General features: G+C 49.6%; 23 protein-coding genes. 8 read left to right on the top strand and 15 right to left on the bottom strand.

The genetic code is table 11. From position 1 onward, the window contains the following. The first annotated feature begins 171 nt into the window (after positions 1 to 171). Positions 172 to 1089, top strand: coding sequence for a helix-turn-helix domain-containing protein (locus ACML7B_RS08870; RefSeq protein ID WP_418540703.1), 918 nt, complete (start codon positions 172 to 174; stop codon positions 1087 to 1089). On the opposite strand, the gene ACML7B_RS08865 is transcribed toward ACML7B_RS08870, so the two are convergent. The 4 genes from ACML7B_RS08865 to ACML7B_RS08850 form a co-directional block, all read right to left on the bottom strand. Next, entirely contained in the window at positions 1086 to 1904 is an 819-nt protein-coding gene (locus ACML7B_RS08865) for an MBL fold metallo-hydrolase (RefSeq protein WP_418540702.1), read from the bottom strand. The genes ACML7B_RS08870 and ACML7B_RS08865 overlap by 4 nt on opposite strands. 107 nt (positions 1905 to 2011) lie before the next feature. Continuing rightward, on the bottom strand, positions 2012 to 2182 hold the full coding sequence (locus tag ACML7B_RS08860; RefSeq protein ID WP_346707239.1) for a hypothetical protein: 171 nt from the start codon (positions 2180 to 2182) through the stop codon (positions 2012 to 2014). Between the two features lie 192 nt (positions 2183 to 2374). Then, entirely contained in the window at positions 2375 to 2899 is a 525-nt protein-coding gene (locus ACML7B_RS08855; protein WP_204909951.1) for a flavodoxin domain-containing protein, read from the bottom strand. A 375-nt stretch (positions 2900 to 3274) separates the two neighbouring features. After that, positions 3275 to 3514: a hypothetical protein gene (locus ACML7B_RS08850; protein ID WP_346707609.1), complete on the bottom strand. Its 240-nt coding sequence runs from the start codon at positions 3512 to 3514 to the stop codon at positions 3275 to 3277. Between ACML7B_RS08850 and ACML7B_RS08845 the strand changes: the two genes are divergently transcribed. Then, positions 3428 to 3637 carry a helix-turn-helix domain-containing protein gene (locus ACML7B_RS08845; protein WP_346707244.1) on the top strand — a complete coding sequence of 70 codons (210 nt, stop codon included), beginning with the start codon at positions 3428 to 3430 and terminating at the stop codon, positions 3635 to 3637. The two genes, ACML7B_RS08850 and ACML7B_RS08845, sit on opposite strands and share 87 nt — an antisense overlap. A gap of 385 nt (positions 3638 to 4022) precedes the next feature. On the opposite strand, the gene ACML7B_RS08840 is transcribed toward ACML7B_RS08845, so the two are convergent. Beyond that, positions 4023 to 6248, bottom strand: a complete 2226-nt coding sequence (locus ACML7B_RS08840; protein WP_418540699.1) for a hypothetical protein — start codon at positions 6246 to 6248, stop codon at positions 4023 to 4025. 152 nt (positions 6249 to 6400) lie between these two features. On the opposite strand from ACML7B_RS08840, the gene ACML7B_RS08835 reads away from it, so the two are divergent. Beyond that, positions 6401 to 6721 (top strand): helix-turn-helix transcriptional regulator, encoded by a 321-nt coding sequence (locus tag ACML7B_RS08835; RefSeq protein ID WP_346707246.1) that lies wholly within the window; start codon positions 6401 to 6403, stop codon positions 6719 to 6721. Between the two features lie 412 nt (positions 6722 to 7133). On the opposite strand, the gene rpsR is transcribed toward ACML7B_RS08835, so the two are convergent. From rpsR to ACML7B_RS08805, 6 genes are all read right to left on the bottom strand, one after another. Then, on the bottom strand, positions 7134 to 7400 hold the full coding sequence (rpsR, locus tag ACML7B_RS08830; protein ID WP_106789212.1) for a 30S ribosomal protein S18: 267 nt from the start codon (positions 7398 to 7400) through the stop codon (positions 7134 to 7136). A 35-nt stretch (positions 7401 to 7435) separates the two neighbouring features. Further along, positions 7436 to 7882, bottom strand: coding sequence for a single-stranded DNA-binding protein (locus tag ACML7B_RS08825; protein WP_106789213.1), 447 nt, complete (start codon positions 7880 to 7882; stop codon positions 7436 to 7438). A gap of 21 nt (positions 7883 to 7903) precedes the next feature. Next, a complete protein-coding gene (gene rpsF / locus ACML7B_RS08820) occupies positions 7904 to 8191 on the bottom strand; it encodes a 30S ribosomal protein S6 (RefSeq protein ID WP_106789214.1) in 288 nt (95 codons plus the stop codon). A gap of 129 nt (positions 8192 to 8320) precedes the next feature. Then, positions 8321 to 8509, bottom strand: a complete 189-nt coding sequence (locus ACML7B_RS08815) for a DUF951 domain-containing protein (protein WP_346707248.1) — start codon at positions 8507 to 8509, stop codon at positions 8321 to 8323. Positions 8510 to 8515: 6 nt separating this feature from the next. After that, positions 8516 to 9313 carry a class B sortase gene (gene srtB / locus ACML7B_RS08810; protein WP_418540695.1) on the bottom strand — a complete coding sequence of 266 codons (798 nt, stop codon included), beginning with the start codon at positions 9311 to 9313 and terminating at the stop codon, positions 8516 to 8518. 43 nt (positions 9314 to 9356) lie between these two features. Continuing rightward, positions 9357 to 10652 (bottom strand): serine dehydratase subunit alpha family protein, encoded by a 1296-nt coding sequence (locus tag ACML7B_RS08805; protein ID WP_418540693.1) that lies wholly within the window; start codon positions 10650 to 10652, stop codon positions 9357 to 9359. A gap of 222 nt (positions 10653 to 10874) precedes the next feature. Here ACML7B_RS08805 and ACML7B_RS08800 point away from each other — a divergent pair, with 222 nt between their 5' ends. From ACML7B_RS08800 to bilS, 4 genes are read left to right on the top strand one after another with little or no spacing between them, the layout of a single operon-like run. Further along, positions 10875 to 11270 (top strand): hypothetical protein, encoded by a 396-nt coding sequence (locus ACML7B_RS08800; protein WP_106789217.1) that lies wholly within the window; start codon positions 10875 to 10877, stop codon positions 11268 to 11270. 17 nt (positions 11271 to 11287) lie between these two features. After that, a complete protein-coding gene (locus ACML7B_RS08795) occupies positions 11288 to 12166 on the top strand; it encodes a DUF5685 family protein (protein ID WP_418540691.1) in 879 nt (292 codons plus the stop codon). Then, complete coding sequence (locus tag ACML7B_RS08790) at positions 12159 to 12860, top strand: J domain-containing protein (RefSeq protein WP_418540689.1); 702 nt, start codon at positions 12159 to 12161, stop codon at positions 12858 to 12860. Before ACML7B_RS08795 ends, ACML7B_RS08790 begins: the two co-directional genes overlap by 8 nt. A gap of 27 nt (positions 12861 to 12887) precedes the next feature. Continuing rightward, a complete protein-coding gene (bilS, locus tag ACML7B_RS08785) occupies positions 12888 to 13400 on the top strand; it encodes a flavodoxin family protein BilS (RefSeq protein ID WP_346707253.1) in 513 nt (170 codons plus the stop codon). Between the two features lie 59 nt (positions 13401 to 13459). Here bilS and ACML7B_RS08780 read toward each other — a convergent pair whose 3' ends face one another. Continuing rightward, a complete protein-coding gene (locus tag ACML7B_RS08780; protein WP_418540687.1) occupies positions 13460 to 14341 on the bottom strand; it encodes a DMT family transporter in 882 nt (293 codons plus the stop codon). A gap of 224 nt (positions 14342 to 14565) precedes the next feature. Between ACML7B_RS08780 and ACML7B_RS08775 the strand changes: the two genes are divergently transcribed. Continuing rightward, entirely contained in the window at positions 14566 to 15345 is a 780-nt protein-coding gene (locus ACML7B_RS08775) for a DUF134 domain-containing protein (protein ID WP_418540686.1), read from the top strand. A 38-nt stretch (positions 15346 to 15383) separates the two neighbouring features. On the opposite strand, the gene ACML7B_RS08770 is transcribed toward ACML7B_RS08775, so the two are convergent. The 3 genes from ACML7B_RS08770 to ACML7B_RS08760 are packed head-to-tail and all read right to left on the bottom strand — an operon-like array spanning position 15384 to position 19767. Further along, positions 15384 to 17168, bottom strand: coding sequence for a hypothetical protein (locus ACML7B_RS08770; protein ID WP_418540683.1), 1785 nt, complete (start codon positions 17166 to 17168; stop codon positions 15384 to 15386). Further along, positions 17165 to 19072, bottom strand: a complete 1908-nt coding sequence (locus ACML7B_RS08765; protein ID WP_418540681.1) for a glycosyltransferase family 2 protein — start codon at positions 19070 to 19072, stop codon at positions 17165 to 17167. Before ACML7B_RS08765 ends, ACML7B_RS08770 begins: the two co-directional genes overlap by 4 nt. Next, complete coding sequence (locus ACML7B_RS08760; protein ID WP_418540679.1) at positions 19069 to 19767, bottom strand: glycosyltransferase family 2 protein; 699 nt, start codon at positions 19765 to 19767, stop codon at positions 19069 to 19071. Before ACML7B_RS08760 ends, ACML7B_RS08765 begins: the two co-directional genes overlap by 4 nt. Positions 19768 to 19773 lie beyond the last annotated feature (6 nt).

Here is a 19773-nt window from a genome sequence, read left to right as displayed (position 1 = left end):
GCTTAAATTATAGTACAATCATGTTTCAAAATCTTTGTCTTATATTTTTCTTAATTTGCACAATCCGCACTTTTCTTTTGCTTTTTTCTTCCGCCTCTTATATAATGAAAGAAAAACAGAGAAACAGCGCTCTTGCCAGGCCAAAACGCAAGAGCCCGGGGAGGCGGATTTATGGCGTATCACGGTGTGGATCTGAAAAATTCCATCTCAATTAACCGGATCTATAGCATCCATTATTTTGAATATATGAGCAACTTCTCCTTCGCGGGAGAAAGCCATGATTTCTGGGAATTTATCTTCGTGGACAAAGGCCAGGTAGGCGTCACCGCCGGCGATGTCTTCACCGTTCTCAAAAAAGGGGAGATCCTCTTCCACGAGCCCGGAGAATTCCACAATGTAAAGGCGGTGGAAGGCATCGCCCCCAATCTGGTGGTCATTTCTTTTGACTGCCCCGGCGAAGCCATGGAATTCTTCCGGAAACGTCTGTTCAAGGCCGACAGCACCGAGCGGAACCTTCTGGCCAACATCATCATGGAGGCCCGGCACTGCTTCGCCTGCCGCCTGGACGACCCCTATCTCCAGAATATGCCTCAGAAGGAATCCGATCTCTTCGGCAGCGAGCAGCTGATCCGCCTCTATCTGGAACAGTTCCTGATCCATCTCACCAGGCGGTACCTCCAGCCCTCTCTGTCCCCCAGAGAGATCACCTCCGACACCGCCTCCACCAAGTCCACCCGGGAGAAAAGCGACGCAGAGATCTTCCGCCGTGTAACCGACTACCTGGAGGCCAACTTAAGCAGCCACGTCACCATCGAACAGATCTGCCGGGACAACCTGATCGGCCGCTCCCAGCTCCAGAAACTGTTCCAGAAGAAGACCTCCCTGGGCGTGATCGAATACTTTTCCCACATGAAGATCAACGCGGCCAAAGAGATGATCCGCACCGGCCGGATGAACTTCACCCAGATCTCCGAGACCCTGGGGTACACCTCCATCCATTACTTCTCCCGGCAGTTCAAAAAAATAGCCGGCATGACCCCTTCCGAGTATGCCTCCTCCATCAAGGCCGTGGCAGACGGAAGTTTTTAATTGGTTAATTCAAACAATTCCAGGTCGTCCGGCACATACAGGTTCCCGTGATAGTACTGCCGGCCCTCTTCTACATAAAGCTTCTTCCTCTCTCTGCCATGGGTCTCCTCGGTATGGTACAGGAGCAGGTTGGGGATCCCAAAGCTCTCTGCCAGCTCACAGGCCTCCTTCACAGTACTGTGATGCTTCTCGTAGGGCTTGAACCGCTCCGCCTCACTGTACAGGCAGAAGGCCTCATGCAGGAGCCAGTCGCTCCCTTCCACGTAAGCACGCTCTTCCTCCCGGTAGGGCTCGTCTCCCACGCAGGTCAGTTTCTTCCCGTCAGGCAGCCTCATGGTGAAACCAAACTGCTTCGCCTTGGTGGAGGCAATGTCAAAAAAGGTCACCGGGCATCCCAGGATCTGGCGGGTTTCCCCGGATTCCACCACTTCAAATATAATGCGCTCACCAAAATTGCGGCACACCTTCTTCTGAATAGTCATCTCAGCAATAGCCCGGATCTTCTCCGCCAACTCTTTATGGCAGTAAATATGCAGTTCCCCCTGGTATTCCCCCCGGTTTATCTTCTGTCCGATCATGCGGACCAGCCAGATCACTCCCAGGATGTGATCCACATGCTCATGGGTCACAAACAGATCGTGGATGTCTTCCATCCGGACCCCCACATCCTTCAGGATCTTCAGGATCCGGTTGCCGCCTCCGGCATCCACCAGGAAATGGGCGGGCCCCTCCGGGGTCTCTTTGGTCAGCAGGAAACAGGTGTTGTAGTAATCGGTTACATTGGCGTTGCCAGTTCCAAGCATGGTCAGTCGCATAAGGCATTCTCCTTTCTCCGCTTTTTAAGATACTGGATTTTCAACAGCTTTGCAAGAAAAACAGGCATGTACATCTTATTGCTGTTCATGCCTATTATAGTTTTTGATTAAATCCACTTCAAAAGACATCGCTTAGCCAATCCCTTTACCTTATAAGCATCAATATCTCCAGACAATATCCTTTTTGCAAAAGCAACGCTTTCTTCCCAGCTTTGATATAACGCAATATCTTTCTTTTTCGCTTCGACAATTTGATTTTCTAGTTCTGCTTCCTGCAATCTTCTTCACACTCATAACAATGTGTCAGCCCTTTTGCAATTGAACATTTTTTGTTCTCACAAGAATCATTATCCGGGAAGCCGTTTGAACCACATCCATCACAATCTGGAGTCTCTGTGCATAAACAGCATGCAAGGCCACATCTGACAATTCCCAATTCCCGTTTCATAAAGTCTCTTCTCAACTGGTGTTTATCGCTTAATATATTCCATTATTGGTTCAATGTACTTTTTGTCAGTCCAGTCGCAGTTGTTATCCCCGGCTTCCATTAATGCCTTTTCCCATATTTCATAATCAGATGGATCTTTCTTTGCAACGGCTTTTCTAAGCAAATTGCACAAAGTTCTATCTTTGAAAGACATTGCGTCCATATCCCATGCGCCACGACAGTAAAAGACTGGAATATCAGATAAATTATCTTTTATGTTATGCTTTTTGATTTGTAGAAATGCATTTTCTTCATATGGAGATGCACCACAACAAAACACAATAACTTTTTTGTCCGCCAATTTATTGATATTCTTTTTTAGGAAAGACAAACCAGCAATACCGGAAGCATATATTCCTCCGCCTAAAATAATAACGTCATATGCAATAATTTCATTAATATCAGCTTTTTTTGTTTCTATACACTGAAACCCGGTTTCCTCAGACAACCATTCAGCGTATCTTTTTGTAGCACCATATTTTGATTGATATAGGATTACTCCGTTCATAAATTGATCTCCTCAAATTCACATTTGTTGGTTACATTATAGTTTTATATATCAAAATATTCAATTTAAATCCATGCCAAATTTCTACTAACATGTACCTCATTTCTTTCAGCTTGATTATAACAGATTCGGTAATACCAAAACAGAAAATCTGTTATTTGCATTTCACATGGCAGCACTCTTGCTGGGAACTCTGCCTTCCCATACCTGCATATATCCGGCTTGTGATTGAAATCCTCGCAATGATCCAAACGGCTGAACAGATCATCCAACTGGACCCTGAGTTTATTGAGACAATATTTCTATCGCCCGTCTCCTTTGAGCCTCAAAAAAGCCCATCGCGATGGCACAAAATGAAGGCTGTGAGCAATCTTTTTATTCTACTCCCGTTTCATATTTCTTGATCTTTCTCATCAATCCTCTGTACATGGGATCCCTTAACAGATATATCATGTCACGGCTGATGGGATATTCTGACATAAACTCCGGATTCTCCGCAAAGAATTTTTCCTGTTCCTCATCCGTCAGATGGATCGTGTACTCCTCGTAGAAGTCCATATCATCGCCCAGTATGAACTTTTCAAATCTTTCCTGTTGTTCTTTTGTCCATTTCATTTCTCTAATATTGAGAACAAACCGTTGAATACTACAACGCTGAATGATCTCTGCCGTATTCTGGATTGTGATATTCCGGAGATTTGCAGATATATTCCAAGTGATGCAGACCAGCCATTATAAAACTTAACTCTTAAATCAAAAATGCCCTGACAGATCTTTTCTTTTACAGATCCACCAGGGTATTTCTAGTATTTAAAAATATAGTGTTGCTTTACTCCATTCTTCTTTGTTATTCCTTCCTCTAGATTTTTTAATATCTGCAGGTTTCATGCAGCACCTCCTTGAAATTTATACATCAAGGGGCTTCGCCACAAATTTTTAGTAATCTGTCAAGCTTTTTTGAATTTTTATATGTCTATACCCAAAAAGAAAGAGAATCTTCTTTGATATAACGAAGTTCTCTTTCTTTTAAAAGTTTTAACTTAATGACATTGACCTAGAAGGGAGCATATCATTTGATGATTTTGTGACACCCTCTATAATTTTACTAATACAAAAGAAGTTTTTACATATTCTTTTTATTTATTTTCCTCATTACAACTATCAAAGCAATAGCTGCTGTAACAGATAATGAAATAAGATAAATAAGCACGGATGTCTGATCTCCAGTTTGTGGAGTACTAGAATCTATATTATTATCTATTGTATCATCATCTTTAACATTTCCATTAGACGCAGATGATTGTAAATCAGATAGCTTAGGAATCGTTTCTATTTTGATTTCCCCACATTTTGAACAAACTGCCTGCCGTTCTCCTTCTGAATTCAATGTTGCTTCTTTTACAATTTCCCATTCACCAAATGAATGTCCTTCTGCCGCTATCACTCTTGCAGTAATTTCACCACAACGTACACATGCAGAACTTTCTTCGCCATTTTCAGTACATGTTGCTTCCTTCGTCACTTCCCACTCTACATAATTATGTCCAAGAGGATTTATTCCTCTAACAGTTTCTTCTCCACAAACCGTGCATTCCGATGTTTCTACTCCTGCCTCTGTACATGTTGGCTCAGTTGTTATTTCCCATTCTTCATAAGTATGTGGAATCTTATCTGTTATCCTTGTTTCGATCACTTTACCACAAACCGTACAATTTTTTTCCTCTAAACCGTTTTCAGCACACGTTGCATCTTTAACAGTTGTCCATTCTCCCAAAGCATGCTCCGTCATAGGAATTACCTCTGTAATAAATTCTCCACATTCAGGTTCAGTACAATAAATATTTTTACTTCCTTCGGATGTACATGTAGCCGGCTTTGTAATCACTTCTTTTCCGCTGAACTCATGCTTATGTGATTCACTTAACTTAGGTATTCTTTCTGTAATTACATCTCCGCATTTATTACAAGTACCTTTTTTCAAACCGTCATCATGAAAGGTTGCTTCCTTTTCTACTATCCATTCATAATCATGACCTGTTGCAGAAATACTTTCATTTTCAATCGCAAAGCCACATCTTGAACATACCTTTTCCTGAATACCAGATTCAGTACAGGTTGGTTCTTTCACTATTTTCACTTCAAAGTCATGGCCAAGTTGAGGTATAGACTCTGTATCTGTATCATTGCAACGACTACATGTTCTTATACGAACTCCGTCCTCTGTACACGTTGCTTCCTTAACTATCTCCCATTCCTTCCACTCATGTCCTAATGCAGGAATTGTTTCTATTTTAGTTTCATTACATTTGGTACATGTATATTCTTTTTTTCCTGTATTCTCGCAGGAGGGAGAAATTGTAACTTTTCCATCATCCCATTCATGAGAACAATATTCCTCCAAGGGAATGGAAGAAATCACAGTACTTCCATAATTAGAATCATATCGCCCAGCCAAATATTTTTCAAATTCAAATGCTTCATCAAACGTTTTCTGTATAAAAGAGTCCCCATCTTGAACATAATAGTAAAGACTATCCGGATCTGCCATTTCATAAAAATACATATTATGATTATATCTATTTCCAATATCTGTGCTAGTCATACATTCAACTGTTGAATTATCTATTGTCAATCTTCCACCATACTCATCAGTTTGTCCCGCTGCCAGTCCAAAAATATTTCCATTTTCTAATTGAATATCAATTTTTGAATTTCGTACTGATAAGTTGCCATCTTGTACATCAATCCCAGCATTTGCAGCTTGTGATCCACTGGCCATTACATTGCTTATGTTAATTTGCGATTCGTTTATAAGTGTTTCTGTTTCATCATAAGTCGAACCTGAAATTCCGTAAAAATATTCGCCTTGTATTGAATCTCCAGTCATATTAATTGTACAGTTTTCAATAGTCAAGTCACCCATACATTGTATTCCTATAAATGAAACATTAAATAAATTTAAAATACCAGGACCCTCAATTGTCAAATTCCCCCAACCGCTATCAATTAATCCGTAATAAGAATTTGTTTGAAGCACATCCAAGGTATTCTCCCCTTCAAGCCGAATAGTAAAATCATCTCCCATTTCACTAGCGGAAATTCCATTGAACTCATCCGAATCATCTTCTAAATAGAAATTATTCAACGTCAATACATTAGTTTCCATATCGTAACTGACATTTTGTGGCATTTCTCCTGTCAGTTTTCCCCCAGAAACAATGTCATATCCACCTACCGATAACCCGCTGTACTCTGATAACCTTTGATTATCTACTTCTTTTGCATTCACATGTGTTCCCAAAGCCAATGTCAATACACATATAATAGCAACTGCCTTTACTCTCTTCATCTTTCTCCTCTCCTAAACATTTATAAATATTTTAAGTTTATATTCTAATCAATTATATATATTTAAACTACCCATTGTCAATACTTTTCTATATTTATAATGCATATTTTAGCCTTGTTTGTGTATTACAATAGCATAATAGGAGGATTCATATGTATGAAACATTTTTTTGCGAAAGATTAGCTCAATTAAGACTCGAAAAAGGCGTATCTGCTCGTGAAATGAGTTTGTCTCTTGGGCAAAGTGAATCTTATATTAATCGAATAGAAAACAACCAGATGCTTCCCTCTTTAACAGTTTTCTTTTATATCTGCGATTATTTTCACATTACTCCAAAAGAATTTTTTGAAAATGATTCAGAAATTGATTTAGAATACATTGAGCTAGCTCGTAATTTAAAACAATTGCCAGAAGAAGAGCGCAAACACATAGCTTTATTAGTTATGGATATAATAAAACTTACTTCGAAATAGTTAGAATATATCACCAACATTTCATTCTTTAACCTTGTTGTTCGTATTTAAATTTACTGTGCCCCTTACCATTGCGATATTACTCAACTCCTATGCTGGGAAACACTAAGAAAATCAAACTCAGGATATTTGCAAATACATTCCAGGCGACACAGATCTGCCATTATAAAATTTAAATCCTTAAATCCAAAATGCCCGGACAGATCTCTTCTTTTACAGATCCATCAGGGTGTTTCTATTATTAATAAAGAATATAGTGATCATCCTATTTTGCTTTACACCATTTCTTTAAGAAATCCCAAGATCTTTTAAGAACCTGCAAGACTTTCCCGGATACAGAAAAAAGCCCTTAAGCACCGGATTTCCGGTACTTAAAGGCTTTCCTTCATTCACGCATATCTGACTAAATCAATTAATCCTGTACATACGGCATCAGAGCGATGTGACGTGCTCTCTTGATCGCTACCGTCAGAGCTCTCTGATGTTTTGCGCAGTTTCCAGTAATTCTCCTTGGAAGAATCTTTCCTCTCTCAGAGATATACTTCCTCAGCTTTGCTACATCTTTGTAATCGATCTCGTTGTTCTCTTTTCCACAGAACACGCAAACTTTTTTTCTTCTGCGTCCGCCGCCTCTTCTCTTGAAGCCGCCTTCCGGACGATTCGCTTTATCAAAAGCCATTTTGCTTACCTCCTTTTAATGAAAGTGTCTAATGCTTAATTAAACGGTAATTCTTCATCAATTCCATCTGGAATATTCATGAACCCGTCCCCGGCATCCGCCGCTGGCGCCGGAGCAGGCGCGGGCGCTGACTGGTACTGTCCGGCGTGGGAATCGCTGGCGGATTTGCTCTCGGCAAACTCCTGCTCCTCCACAACCACCTCTGTGGTATACACCTTCACACCGTCCCGGTTGGTGTAGCTTCCGGTCTGGATCCGGCCGCTGACTACCACCTTCAGGCCCTGACGGTAATACCGCTCCACATGCTCTGCCTGTCTTCCGAATGCCACGCAGTTGATAAAATCCGCGGTAGCCTCGCCGTCCCGCTTGAATCTGCGGTCCACAGCCAGCGTGTATCTTGCGATCGCCAGGGGATTGTCTCCCTGAGAATATCTCACTTCCGGGTCTCTGGTCAGTCGTCCCATCAAAATTACTTTATTCATAAATTTACCTCTTCTTCCCGCTTATGCTTCCTGTCTAACGCATAAATATCTGATCACGTTGTCCATGATACGGATTCTCTGCTCGATCTCGTCTGGAACATCGCTCTCAGCTTCGAAGTGGATGAAATAGTAGTAGGCTTCTTTCATCTTCTGAATTTCGTAAGCAAGTTTTTTCTTACCCCATTCATCGACGTCAGAGATCTGGCCTCCAAAACGCTCAACCAGCGCTTTTACTTTCTCGATCACCTGAGCTCTTTCGTCATCTTCGATTTTTGCACTGACAACAACAGCTAATTCGTATTTGTTCATGTCGCCTTTGCACCTCCTTCTGGTCTTTTGGCCCCCGTCTCTTATCCGCGGGAGCAAGGATTTCCGCGCATTTTCTGCACAGATTTATTGTATCACGGTTTTACATGATACCATAAAAGGCGGCCTGTTTCAAGCTTTTTTCTTCAAATCTCTGGTGTTTTTTTCCACCAGTTTCCGGCTGATCATGATCTGATGTCCGCAGCCTGTGCATTTGAGCCGGAAATCCGCTCCCACCCGCAGGATCTCCCACTCCTTGCTGCCGCAGGGATGGGGCTTCTTCAGAGTCACGATATCGCCAACTTCATATTGATATGCCATCTCTTTTTAATCCTCCAGCACAACTTCCTTTTCCTTCACGCCCTGCACAATGATCCGGTGATCGTCGCTTGCGCTGGTACAGGTAGATAAGGTCACGATAGTATCCTCCGTCGTCACCTCCACGCCTGTGTCATAAGCGGAAGCTTCTTTTGTCATATCCAGGAACTCCTGATACGCTCCGTCGTCCGCAAAGGACGTAAGATAAATGTCTGATGTAGACTCCACCACCGCGTAAGAATAGATCTGATAGGTGATCTCTCTTCCGTCCGGCGTGTAAATGTAAAAATAGGGGTTCTCCTCCCAGAAGGACTTCTCCTCATAGTCCTGCAGATGCCGGAACATGGAGCCGTCCTTCATCCGATGCCCGTAGAGAATGGAGTTCCGGTCAGAGAAATCCGCCTTGTTGTCCACATTCAGGAAAATAGCCCCCAGAGTATTTTCATTGGCAGAAAAGGTCCGGTGCAGATACTCGTCATTATCCTGTCCCTGCACGATAGGGTAGTTGATCTGGGAAGGTTCCGGATAAAAACGGATCCATCCCACTGTGTCTGGATTGATCTTCATCAATTCCTCAAAATCCACCCGGAAGCCTTCCTGCTCATCCGGATTGGTCAGCGCCACATCCCGCACCTTTTCATACTCGCTCCGGCCGTCCAAGTATCCTTTTCCGATCCGGATCAACTGGAACCCCGATACGCAGAACACCACAACGGCAACTGCCAGAATGAGATTCGACAAGACTCCGCCCTTTCGCTTCCGCCTCCTGCCTCTGTGATGCCTTTTCTTTCTATTTGCCTCTGCCATAATTGCATTTTCCTCCCGCGCCGCGTTTTTCCACAGCTTTCTGTTATTTATTCTCCATGATCTCCACAATGGTCTTCTCCGTCTGCACCATGCCCGGGGATGCGATCAGTCCCATGTTGCGCATGGTGTCTTCCGGCGTTTTTCCGTTGATGCCGTGGATCTCCTCAATGCAGACGCCCTCCATGGCAAGGTCTACGGACCGGAAGGCCGCATCTACCGCCACGATCCCCTTCATGGCACAGCCGTGATTGCCGCCGTCACAGATCATGCCGGTAATACCGCTGGCCATATTCTGGATCACCATGGCAAGCTCCTTCTCCCCTGCTCCCCGCATGTAGGCAAGCCCGCAGGCCATTCCCGTACCGGCGGCGATGCCGCAGCCGCAGAAAGCGGACAGTTTCCCGGAGTACTCCTTGATATACATGGTGATCAGATAGCTGAGGGCCGTGGCCCGCAGCAGAAGATCGTCGTCCACCACCTCATAGTTTACCTCATAAAAGGCAAACAGAGGCATGGTGGCGATGATCCCATGAGATCCGCTGCCGGTAATGCTCATGGCCGGCCGGCCAAGCCCCAGCACCCGGGCCTCGATGGCCCCGTTGCACAGAAGCTGTGCCGTTTTCCGGGCGTCCTCGGAGATGATATGGTGGTCATTTTCCCGCAGAAGCTGTTCCGCGATCACAGCGCGCCCAGAGTGGATCCCTTCTTCCAGAAGATCCATATTCATGGAAAATGCCTCCCGGACAAAGCTGATCTCCGGCTCCGGCACATTTCTTACATACTCCAGGATCTCATGGAAGGAGTAGCGGTGGATCACAGGGATCTCTTCCTTCTCCTGCCCGCCTTCTGTCTCTTCTGCCGCCTGCTCTTCCCGGAAAATGTCTTTCCCGTCCTTACAGATCCTTACGATGTGGGTATGGCTGTCCCGGATCTCTACCGTGCAGGTCTCTGTGGCTGTCTTCACGGTAGCGTCAATGGAAATGCGGGAGTCCACCTGGCTCATCCAGGCTTTCACCCTGCCTTCTTCCACCAGTCTGGCTGCCTTCTCATCATCCTCCGGCGTAATGTCCGCCAGGGATTCCAGGCCTTTCTCCGCCTTCGCCGCCACCGCTCCAAGGGCTGCGGCGTAGAGGTTGCCGTAACGGCTTGAATTGGGAATGCCGCAGGTAAAGGCATTCTTATACATTCCAGAATTCAGCGCCACCTCGATGGTCTCTATCTCCTCCGGCCGCTCCAGATGTTCTCTGGCCGTGGCCACCGCAAAGGCAATGGCTCCAGGCTCGGTCACCCCAAGGGCCGGCTTCATATCCTCCCGGATGAGTTTTGTCAGTTCCTGCATATCGGTCACCTCCATATTCCCTCTTTCACTGCCTTCCATTATAACAGACCGGCCGCCCCGGAACCAGTCTTTTATCGGAATCCATCCGGTAATTATTTTATAGATTTTTAATCGGCAGTTTATTGACTTTATCTTCCAGAGGGCTATCATAAGTTTTATAACCACACCGGCAGAGGCCTGCGGGCTGGCTCTGTCGGTATTTTCAAACAGGAGGGATTTGTTTTGAGAGAAAAATTTATGCGGTTCATGCAGGGAAGATACGGGATGGATCACCTGGGACGGTCCGTTGTGGGCGCGGCGATCCTGGCCTTTGTGCTGAGTTTCTTTTTTGAAAACGCGATCTTCCCCCTTCTGGCCTGGGCAGGGATCATCTATGCCTATTTCCGTATGTTTTCCCGGAATATCTATAAACGCTCCGCGGAAAATCAGGCCTTTCTGGCCAGGACATATAAGCTGCGCTGCTTTTTCGCCCGGCAGAAAAACCTGCTGGCCCAGCGGAAGACCCACCACATTTACAAATGCCCCACCTGTAAGCAGAAGATCCGCGTCCCCAGAGGGAAGGGGCGCATTGAGATCCGTTGTCCCAAATGTAATACCCGGTTTATCAAAAACAGTTAGCAGGGAGTCTGATCACCATGTTTGGATATATCGCCATCAACAAGGCAGAGATGAAATTCAAAGATTTTGACGTCTATCACTCCTACTACTGCGGCCTGTGCAAGCGGCTGAAGGAGCGCTACGGACGGCGGGGACAGATGACCCTGTCCTACGACATGACATTTCTCATCCTTCTGCTCACCGGCCTCTACGAGCCGGAGACCCGGGTGGAGACGGTAAACTGCATCGCCCACCCCCTGGAGAAGCATACCGCCAGGACCAATGAATTTACCGACTACGCGGCGGCAGTGAACCTTCTTCTTACTTATTACAAGCTGATGGACGACTGGAAGGACGAGAAGAAGAAAAAGAGCCTGGCCGCGGCCCGGGCCCTTCGCCCCAAAGTACGGGAGATCCAGAAGATGTATCCCGCCAAGGCAAGGTGCATCGCCTCCAACCTGGACAAGCTTACCGCCCTGGAGCGCGCCAGGGAGGAAAGCCTGGACAGAATGGCTGGACTATTCGGGGAGATTATGGCAGAATTATTTACATATCGCAAAGACGAGTGGGCGGATTCCCTCTGGAAGATGGGATTTTTCCTGGGGAAATTCATTTACCTCATGGACGCCTACGAGGATGTGGAAGAGGATCTAAAGACCGGAAGCTATAATCCGCTGAAGAAAGCTTTCCAGGAAAATCCCGGCTTCGCGGAAGACTGCAGGAAGCTTCTGACCCTGATGATGGCCGAGTGTTCCCGCAAGTTCGAGACCCTTCCCATCCTTCTTCACGCCGACATCCTGCGCAACATCCTGTATTCCGGGGTATGGTGCCGCTATACAGCGGTCACGGCCAGACGGCAGGAACAAAAAGAAAAATCTTTGCAGAAATCTGATACAGGAGACATGAATCATGACTGATCCATATCGCATCCTGGGGGTGTCCCCAAGCGCTTCCGACGACGAGGTCAAGAAAGCCTACCGGAACTTAAGCCGCAAATATCACCCGGATGCCAATATCAACAATCCCAACAAAGACCAGGCGGAAGCCCGCTTCAAGGAGGTCCAGCAGGCCTACCAGCAGATCATGCATGAGCGGGAGTACGGCTCTTCCGGAGGCGGAGGCGGCTCCGGTTACGATTACGGCCCCTTCGGGGATTACGGTCCCTTCCGTGGTTTCGCCGGACAGTACCGCCAGAGCGGCGGCAGTTCCGCCCAGACGGAAGATGAGCTTCATATGCAGGCCGCGGCCAACTTCATCAACAGCGGCCACTATCAGGAGGCCTTAAATCTCCTGAACGGCATCAAGACCCGAAACGCCCAGTGGTATTTCTACAGCGCCGCGGCAAATTCCGGGGTGGGCAACAACGTGATCGCGTTGCAGTACGCCCAGGAGGCGCTGCGCCGGGATCCCGGCAACCTGCAGTATCAGATGCTGGTCCGCCAGCTGGAGAGCGGCGGCATGTGGTATGAGCAGCGCCAGGGCCCCTATCAGACCACATTTTACGGTGGGAGCAGCTGGTGCATGAAGCTTTGCATCGCCAACATCGTCTGCAACCTGTGCTGCGGCGGCGGACTGTGCTGCGGCAACCCCTACGGGGGAAGATACATATAGAAATCTTTCATTGAGGAGGTTCCATCTATGTTAGAATATCTGGTACTCTACGACAGCGAATCCGGCAATACCAAGAAGATCGCGGCAGCCATCTTCTCCCGGCTCCCTGGCAATTCCAAGGACCTGATCGACATCAATACAGACAAGACCATTCCCGAGGCCCGGGTTTATTTCATCGGCTTCTGCGTCCACCGGGGCACCTGCAGCCTCAGGGTCAGCGATTTCCTGGGAGACTTAAGTGGCAAGGCCATCGCCCTTTTTGGCACCTGCGGCATGGGCGATTCCCCGGAATACTATAAGCGGATCGAACAGAGCGTCAGCGCCTGGATCGAGAGCGACAACCAGTATCTGGGCGCCTTTATCTGCCAGGGCCGGATGCCCCAGAAGGTGCGGCAGAAATACGAGGCCATGCGCAATGAAGAAAACGCGAAACAGATGGATTATTTCATCCGCAATTTCGACCAGGCGCTGCCCCATCCCGACAGCCTGGATGAAGAGCACGCCCGCGTATTCGTAGACAATATCCTTAAAAAAATTTAATTGGGGACGTGGTATTTTTAAAAATACCACGTCCCAGATTGAAAATACCCTGTCCCTTTTTAGGATTTCCCCCGGTATTCCGAGAGAGCAAGTCCTGCCAGTGTAAGCAGGATTCCTGCCCATCCCGGCCCGGAGATCTTCTCATGAAGCACCAGTACAGAAGTGATCACTGTGACCACAGGGATCAGATAGATGTATACGCTTGTCTTAACCGCCCCCAGAACTTTCACGGCAAAATTCCATGTCACAAAGCAGATCGCGGAGGCCCCTACGCCCAGGAACAGAATATTCAGCACATTTTCCGGCTCTGAAAACCGGGCAACATCAACCCGGAAATCCAGGAAGAGAAGGGTAGGCAGCATAAATGCGATCCCATAAGCAAATACCCGCCTGGTCGTCTGAACGGTAGTGTAACCAAAACCGCTGATCTTGCGCGTCAATACGGAATAACATCCCCACATCACCGCCGCTCCCAGCGATAAAAGATCGCCCACCGGATTGACCTGCACCGGCGATCCCCAGAAGCTGATCAGCCCGATTCCTGCCATCGCCGCCGCAAAACCCACGAAAAAGCGGCCTCTCAACGGTTCCTTATCTCCAAAAAAGCGGGTGAAAAGCGCTGTGAAAAACGGCGATACCGAGACGATCACCCCCACATTGGAGGCAAGGGTATAGGTAAGCGCGATATTTTCCAGAAGATAATAAAGACAGACGCCGCAAAGCCCCGCCGCGGCGAAAGTAAGCTCCTGACGCCGATCCGTTCCCCGCATCCGATGAGGATAAACCAGCAGCAGCGCCCCAAAGCCAAGTACAAACCGGAGCAGCAAAATCTCCACCGGCTCAAAATCTGCCAGCAGAATCTTCGTAGAGATAAAAGTGATCCCCCACACCACCACCGTAAATATAGCTGCCAGATGGCCTGCCCCCTGTCTTCGCTCCATTCTCGTTCTTCCTCTCTTTCCTCTTGATGTCCATATTTCTCTTATGTAAATTTCCCACGGTCTCTATTGTATCACGTTGTCCGCAGATTTGTTGGACAAATTTTTATTATTGACATATGTCATAAATGGGATTAAACTTTCAATTGGGGACGTGGTATTTTTAAAAATACCACGTCCCAGATTGAAAATACCCTGTCCCTTTTTTGAATCTGGAGGTGATTTTCTTGCCAAGACCACGAAAATGCAGAAGGGTCTGTTTTCTGCCCCGCATATGCGAATTTTCGCCTGTTTCAGACAGCTTCACCCACAATCCGGTGATTTTGACTGTTGACGAATATGAAACGATCCGGCTGATCGACAAGGAAGGTGCTTCTCAGGAGGAATGCAGCGCTTACATGGGGGTGGCACGGACCACTGTCCAGCAGATCTACGCTTCTGCCCGGCAGAAGATCGCTTTGGTCCTGGTGGACGGCCGGCCTCTGAAGATTGAAGGCGGAGACTACCGTCTCTGCGACGGTACAGGAAAAAACAGCCGTTGCAGCGGCTGTCATCGGCACAGACAATATCGGGAAAATTTTTATCAGGAGGTAAAAAATATGAAAATTGCAGTAACTTACGAAAACGGAGACGTATTCCAGCATTTCGGACACACAGAACAGTTTAAGATCTATACCATCGAAGATCAGAAGATCGCAGGCTCCACGATCGTGGATACCAACGGAAGCGGCCACGGCACACTGGCAGGATTTCTGGCGGAACACGGTGTTGACACCCTGATCTGCGGCGGCATCGGCGGCGGCGCGCGCACAGCCCTTTCCGAAGCAGGCATTCAGCTCTACCCCGGCGTCTCCGGTTCTGCTGATCAGGCGGTAGAAACACTTCTTCAGGGAACCCTTAACTTTGACCCGGATACCACCTGCAATCACCACGGCGAGCATCATCACGGAGATCATGAGCATTCTTGCGGGAACCATGGATGCGGGGAACATTCCTGCGGACATTAATTGGGGACAGGGTTTTTTCAATCTGGGACGTGGTATTTTCAAAAATACCACGTCCCCAACTTTATATCCAATATATGATCGTACTCTCTCCCCGCCTCCACTTCTGCCGCCGGATCTGTGGTCACATCCACTTCTTCCGCCCACAGGAAATACCGGAACACATATCTCACTTCCCCGCTGGAAACCTGCCCTTCTTCATCGGAGGCAACGATAAGATACCTGGCCGGATCTGTCCTTCCTCCTTCATACCACCGGTCTCCTGCCAGCGCTTCCGCCCTCCCCGGCAGGGACTCTTCATACTGATACCGGATGGCGATCAGCCCGTTATACTCGGAATACAGGAAATTGATCCCCAGCAGGAAGGTCCCCAGCACTGCGTACTGATACCGGCGCTTGGACGCCGGGGAGGCGTACGCCCGGTAGGCCCCCCGCAGGTCGATGTCCACCGTAAAGGAGCCTTCCAGATCCGCCACTGCCTGCAGCAGCAGGATCCCGGCATACAAGGTCATCCCGCTGCAGGCGTAGCGCTCAAACCCGGCCAGCCGCAGGGCTTCTTCCTCCGGCATAAGATAAAGATACATCCCCAGCATCCCCCCGTAATAAACCGCCAGCAAAAGGAGATCCCAGACCAGCGCCCAGGGAAGCCCCCATCCGCGCTTCCCGGTGACCGCGGCGTACACGGACGCCCCAAGGGCCAGCAGGGTGCACAGGACAAATGCCTGAAACGCCCGGTCCCGGGGATCTGTCGCCGCCTGCCAGAAGCGTTCCCGGATCTGCGGCCACAGCTCTTTCCCCGCAGGATCACCTCCCTCCTCCAGCTCTTTCCCTTCTTCCCTTGGACGGTCTTCTCCCTCAAAATGAAATTTCCCTTCAAATCCGGCAAGCCCGGTTCTCACATGGTACTGCCACGCAAGGGCTGGCCCCGCCGTCCCTGCCGCCAGAACAACTGCAAGGAGAAAGGCCCCCACGCGTCCGGCAGCGCCGCTCCTCCACCCATTTCTCATCAGCCTCCAGAAGGCATAGATCCCCGCCGCCCCGGCAAAAAAGAGGCCGGTGCCCTTCACGATCCCCGTAAATCCCAGAAGCAGGATCTGTCCTGCACAAAGCCTTAGATTATTCTCCTCCCGCCGGGAATAAGCCATGGACGAAAGGGCAAGAAGGGGTAGCAGAAAATCCACCAGAAGGTTGTTGATCCGCACCGTCAGGTTCAGATAAGAAAGCAGGGACAGCCCCATACCAAGGAAGGAATAAAGGAGAAATCTCCGCCTCTCCCGCACCATTCCAAACACCGCCAGGAAGCAGGCCAGGAGAAGACTGTTCTGGGCCAGCAGCATCTGCCCCTGGGAATGGCCCATATACCGGCAAATGTAAGCGACAAAAAGACTGCTGCCCGGCGGATAATCCCGGAAGGGAAGAAGGGCAGTCTCCGCCCCCGGCAGTTCCCCCGTAAGAAGCAGATACTTCACCGCCAGCGCCCAGTGGGAGAAATTGTCGTAGTGGGTCAGCCTAAGCCCCAGGGACAGAAAAGCGAACGCCGCCATCCCCGCAGTTACGCACACCCCCTGAAATGTCCACCTGGGACGGGAAACCTTTCCCCGGACAAGGCAGGCCACAAAGTACCCAAAACCAGGAAGTCCCCCTGCCAGAAGCCCGTCACAGACAGCCGGAAAATGCCCTCCAAGCGCTCCTATAAAAAGCACAAGGCCCGCACCGCAGGCCCAGAGCACCGGGGCGAACCAGAAGGCCAGTTTCCCCATCCTGCACAGGACAAAAAGATAGCCCCACACCGACAGGAACAAAAGAACACTTCCCACTTTTGTCACCCCTTTCTCTTCCACCGCGCCAGAATATTCTGGCGGATCTCATCATAGACAGTCATCCAGGGATCCAGTTCCCGGGGCAGGGAATGCTCCCTGTCATGGATGATCTGCAGCCAGTGGCGGCGGCTTTTCTCGTCCGCCGGCTCCACCGTCGCCGTGATCTTTCCCTTTCCGGCATATACGCATACCGCCTTCAGGCTTGCCTGGTAGTGTGTCGTAGTCACCGTGACTTCAAACCGGTCCCCCGGTTTTGGCAGCCCCCTGCCTGCTCCCTCTCCGCCTGCGATCAGAAGGGCGATCCCCTCCTCGGAAACATCCAGGGTCTCCCCTTCCAGGACCATTCCTTCCACCACAAGGCGCGCCTGCTCCCTGGCGCCGATCCGGTCCGAGATCCGCCGGGACTCCCGCCCCAGCATGAAGAACACCGCATAGACAAGGGCCGTCAGGTTATACCCCAGCCAGAAGAGGATTACACTGCTGTAGAGAAGCGCCAGACCGTATTTCCCCCTGGCAAACCGGAAGATGGCCGCCACCGTCAGAAGGATCAGGATCCCGTGGGGAATGAGATAAGGGAAGGTGGCCGTCTTCTCCCGCCGCCGCTTCTTGTCCGTCACCAGAAATCTTTTCTCATGGATCCCCAGCGATTCCGCCAGCACCGGAAACACCAGGTAAGGCGCCAGGATGGTGTCAATGATCTGGCTCCACCGGGCGCTGCGGATATTGGTGCTCAGATACTCCATGGCCCGGCGGGAAAGAAGATGGGCAGGAAGCCAGAACAATATTAGCTCCCAGAACCCGCACTCCACCAGCTGAACGTCAAAAAGCGCGAACAACACCGGCGCCAGGATAAAGATCATCCGGCACAGAAACGACCACCAGTACAGCCAGGCGTTCAAATAGGACAACCGGGCGGAAAGAGAAAGCTTCCGGGTAAATATGGCGTTGGTGTTCTGGATGCTCTGGATCACGCCCCTTGCCCAGCGGACCCGCTGCCGGATCATGCTCCCCACTGTGGTGGTGGACAGCCCCGCCGCCAGCACCTCCGAGGTGGCATATGTGACATACCCCGCCTTCTGAAGGCGCAGACTGGTCTCAAAATCTTCGGTCACCGTCCCCCAGGGGAAGCCTCCGATCTCCTCCAGAGCGGCACGCAGGATCACCGTGTTGCTCCCCGTGTAGGCAGCCGTATTGGTTGCATTTCTAAGAAGATTGATCTCCCGGGAGAAGAAATCCTGCTCATTGGGGATCCCTTTTTCCGCATAGAGATTAAACTGGAACAGATCCTGATTATAGAAGCTCTGCGGCGTCTGCACCAGTCCCATCCGCACCTGAGGGATCTGGAAATAAGGGACCGTCCCCATGAGGAACTGACGCCAGGGGATCATATCCGCGTCAAAGGTGGCGACCAGAGGCGAGGTGGTCCGGGCCAGCGCGTGGTTGTAATTCCCCGCCTTGGCATGGACATTTTCCTTCATCCCGATATACCCTACCTTCAGTTCTTCTGCCATCCTGCGGACGCTGTCCCGTCCTCCGTCGTCACACACATAGATGTGTACCTTGTCCGGATCCGGATATTCCAGAAATGTACAGGCGTTCACTGTCTTGTAGAGAAGCCCGGTCGGCTCGTTGTGGGTGGCAATCAGCACGTCCACCTCCGGAAATGCTTCCGGCGGCACCTGGGGAAGGGAAAGGAAAACGCCCTCGCTTTTCATCCGGCCTATCATCAGCTCCGCCGTTCCAAAAGCGGTCACCATCTCCGCCAGCAGAAGAAGCAGGCCGGCCAGGACCTGGAAGATCCCCTCTCCCCAGGGCAGGGTGCAAAAGAGCCGCCAGAAGAGATAGACGGCAGAAAAAAAGATGGACAGGCAGAAGATCCGGTTTCTTTTCCTTACTTCCCCCTCCTTCATGATCTCTCCCGTCTCAGGCAGGCCGCCAGCACCAGAAGGCTGTCCGTCAAAGGGCGGAAATGAGACCCGGCGTTGCCCTTTACATAGACGGTCCTGATCTTCCTAGTCCGCACCGGGATCCCCTCCCTGGCACAGGCAAGGAGCATGGACATCTCATAGTCAAACCCTTCGCCGGGCACTTCCAGGAACCGCTCCAGCAGGCTGCTGTCGAAAGCCCGCAGACCGGTCTGAGTATCCCGGATCCGAATCCCTGACGCAAGACAAAGCGCCCGGGAGGCGATCCGGTTACCCAGGCGGGACCTTAAGGGCACCCCGGCCCCGGAAAAATCCCGGACGCCCAGGATCAGGCTGCCCGGCCAGCGCTCCGCCAGCAGAAGAAGCCCCGCCCCGTCCGCCGGCAAATGCTGTCCGTCACAGTCCATGCACAGGATCAGGGCCTTCTCTTCCAGAAGCTGGCCCTTAATATAGGCAAACCCGGTCTTCAGCGCCCGACCTTTCCCCAGGTTCTTCCTGTGATGAAGGACCCGGCAGCCCTCCACCCTCTCCGCCATGGAAAATGTCTTCTGGTAATCCGGGCCGGATCCGTCGTCCACCAGGACCACCCGGGCACAAAGGCGTCTTCCCAGTTCCCGGACCTCTCCTGCCAGCCCCGGCCCCGGCTTCAGGGCCGGGATCACGATGTAGGTATTCTTCATCTCTTC

The organism is Massilistercora timonensis, assembly GCF_048354975.1.
GTDB lineage: Bacteria > Bacillota > Clostridia > Lachnospirales > Lachnospiraceae > Massilistercora > Massilistercora timonensis.
The sequence above is the reverse complement of the archived record's forward strand: the minus strand, read 5'-3'. Positions and strand labels throughout refer to the sequence as shown.

Bases quoted from the DNA above. Each gene is read 5' to 3' on its own strand.
- ACML7B_RS08870 (WP_418540703.1), top strand. From the start codon at position 172: ATGGCGTATCACGGTGTGGATCTGAAAAATTCCATCTCAATTAACCGG.
- ACML7B_RS08865 (WP_418540702.1), bottom strand. From the start codon at position 1,904: ATGCGACTGACCATGCTTGGAACTGGCAACGCCAATGTAACCGATTAC.
- ACML7B_RS08855 (WP_204909951.1), bottom strand. From the start codon at position 2,899: ATGAACGGAGTAATCCTATATCAATCAAAATATGGTGCTACAAAAAGA.
- ACML7B_RS08845 (WP_346707244.1), top strand. From the start codon at position 3,428: ATGGATCGTGTACTCCTCGTAGAAGTCCATATCATCGCCCAGTATGAA.
- ACML7B_RS08850 (WP_346707609.1), bottom strand. From the start codon at position 3,514: ATGAAATGGACAAAAGAACAACAGGAAAGATTTGAAAAGTTCATACTG.
- ACML7B_RS08840 (WP_418540699.1), bottom strand. From the start codon at position 6,248: ATGAAGAGAGTAAAGGCAGTTGCTATTATATGTGTATTGACATTGGCT.
- ACML7B_RS08835 (WP_346707246.1), top strand. From the start codon at position 6,401: ATGTATGAAACATTTTTTTGCGAAAGATTAGCTCAATTAAGACTCGAA.
- rpsR (WP_106789212.1), bottom strand. From the start codon at position 7,400: ATGGCTTTTGATAAAGCGAATCGTCCGGAAGGCGGCTTCAAGAGAAGA.
- ACML7B_RS08825 (WP_106789213.1), bottom strand. From the start codon at position 7,882: ATGAATAAAGTAATTTTGATGGGACGACTGACCAGAGACCCGGAAGTG.
- rpsF (WP_106789214.1), bottom strand. From the start codon at position 8,191: ATGAACAAATACGAATTAGCTGTTGTTGTCAGTGCAAAAATCGAAGAT.
- ACML7B_RS08815 (WP_346707248.1), bottom strand. From the start codon at position 8,509: ATGGCATATCAATATGAAGTTGGCGATATCGTGACTCTGAAGAAGCCC.
- srtB (WP_418540695.1), bottom strand. From the start codon at position 9,313: ATGGCAGAGGCAAATAGAAAGAAAAGGCATCACAGAGGCAGGAGGCGG.
- ACML7B_RS08805 (WP_418540693.1), bottom strand. From the start codon at position 10,652: ATGCAGGAACTGACAAAACTCATCCGGGAGGATATGAAGCCGGCCCTT.
- ACML7B_RS08795 (WP_418540691.1), top strand. From the start codon at position 11,288: ATGTTTGGATATATCGCCATCAACAAGGCAGAGATGAAATTCAAAGAT.
- ACML7B_RS08790 (WP_418540689.1), top strand. From the start codon at position 12,159: ATGACTGATCCATATCGCATCCTGGGGGTGTCCCCAAGCGCTTCCGAC.
- bilS (WP_346707253.1), top strand. From the start codon at position 12,888: ATGTTAGAATATCTGGTACTCTACGACAGCGAATCCGGCAATACCAAG.
- ACML7B_RS08780 (WP_418540687.1), bottom strand. From the start codon at position 14,341: ATGGAGCGAAGACAGGGGGCAGGCCATCTGGCAGCTATATTTACGGTG.
- ACML7B_RS08765 (WP_418540681.1), bottom strand. From the start codon at position 19,072: ATGAAGGAGGGGGAAGTAAGGAAAAGAAACCGGATCTTCTGCCTGTCC.
- ACML7B_RS08760 (WP_418540679.1), bottom strand. From the start codon at position 19,767: ATGAAGAATACCTACATCGTGATCCCGGCCCTGAAGCCGGGGCCGGGG.